At 39.3% G+C, this 1,230-nt stretch carries 2 protein-coding genes; both read right to left on the reverse strand.

Features of this window, described 5'->3' with window-relative positions:
• Positions 1-60 precede the first annotated feature (60 nt).
• The gene (locus tag JK188_RS17460) at positions 61-855 is read right to left on the reverse strand and encodes an FUSC family protein (RefSeq protein WP_249215493.1); all 795 of its coding nucleotides are present in this window, start codon (positions 853-855) and stop codon (positions 61-63) included.
• The gene (locus tag JK188_RS17820) at positions 797-1,060 is read right to left on the reverse strand and encodes an FUSC family protein (RefSeq protein WP_249215492.1); all 264 of its coding nucleotides are present in this window, start codon (positions 1,058-1,060) and stop codon (positions 797-799) included. Before JK188_RS17820 ends, JK188_RS17460 begins: the two co-directional genes overlap by 59 nt.
• Between the last annotated feature and the right edge of the window lie 170 nt (positions 1,061-1,230).

Here is a 1,230-nt window from a genome sequence, read left to right on the forward strand (position 1 = left end):
ATTTAGAACGGTAATTTATTTTATTGTTTTCAATCTCTCGCTGATTGTTATTTTTTATATTCAATTGTTAGTTTCTAAATAATGCACGTAGAGATGAACATCATTATACAATTGACGTAATTCAGCACTGTTTTGTTGTCTACGTAATAGTGTTTTCAACAGGCGGTGAATTTTTTCAACATTAGGCTGTGGGTGCTGCAAACGTAAAACGAGTCCTTTTAGGGCTCGATTGTGTGATTCAGAGGTAGAAAACTGTTTATAAACTTGCATCAGATTGAGCCAAATAGCGTGGCGAACGGCAAAAAATTGTATTGTTCTATCAAATGGATAATCACTTTTACGCGCTAATATTAACCCGCTAAATAGGCGATGGCTCATCTGTGATGTTGATGGTTTTTGTCCGGTAATAATCTTATTAAGACCCAATTTAAATTGTTGTTCACTGAGTAAAATAAGGTTTTGGTAACGTTTTTTCGGATTTGTTGGATAAATCCAATAAAAAGCCCCCATCGCGACTAATGGTCCACAAATAATGGCGATGGCATTACCGAGGCTTTCTGGAAAACTTAAGTTAAAAGGGTAGCTTGGTTGCAGTAAGATCAAAGAGACCATGATGTAATCAAAGGCAATTAAAATCAGTTTTTTGTGGGCAAAAACCAAAATTCCACTGATGATGACGGGCACAATGAATAAGGTCATTTGCCATGATGATGATGCAAATGGCCATAGACACCAAGTACAAATCAACGCGGCAAGTGCTCCGAAAGATTGTCCCGTGAAGATGTTTTTCATAAACCTAGCGGGGTAATCGAGGGATGCGAACAGTGCGACCATCACCGATAACTGTACCTGCAAAACGCCACCAACTTTTTTCTAATAAGTTTTCACGCCAAGGTTGCGCGGATGCCCATACAGTCATAGCCGCCCATTGAGGGTGGGTAAGTCCTGCATATTCAGTAATAAATAGCGCGAGGATGGATGCGCAGGCGGTGATCATTGCAAAGCGTAAACGATCAGAATCAAATCCGAATCGCTGCATTAATGTAGCTGGCTGTGACATGGTTTTTCGCAGATGGGTGAATAAAACTGCGTATAGGGTAGTTTTGTGGAGTGAAATCGCAAACAGAGGCGGAAAGCGCCTATATTAGTAAAACAGAGCTCGAAGTAAAATAAAAAGTAAAAGCCTTAAAATAGGCTTTTACTTTTTATGCAAGAGCATCATATATGGAC

It is taken from the genome of Providencia sp. JGM181, assembly GCF_018257375.1.
GTDB classification, from domain to species: domain Bacteria; phylum Pseudomonadota; class Gammaproteobacteria; order Enterobacterales; family Enterobacteriaceae; genus Providencia; species Providencia lanzhouensis.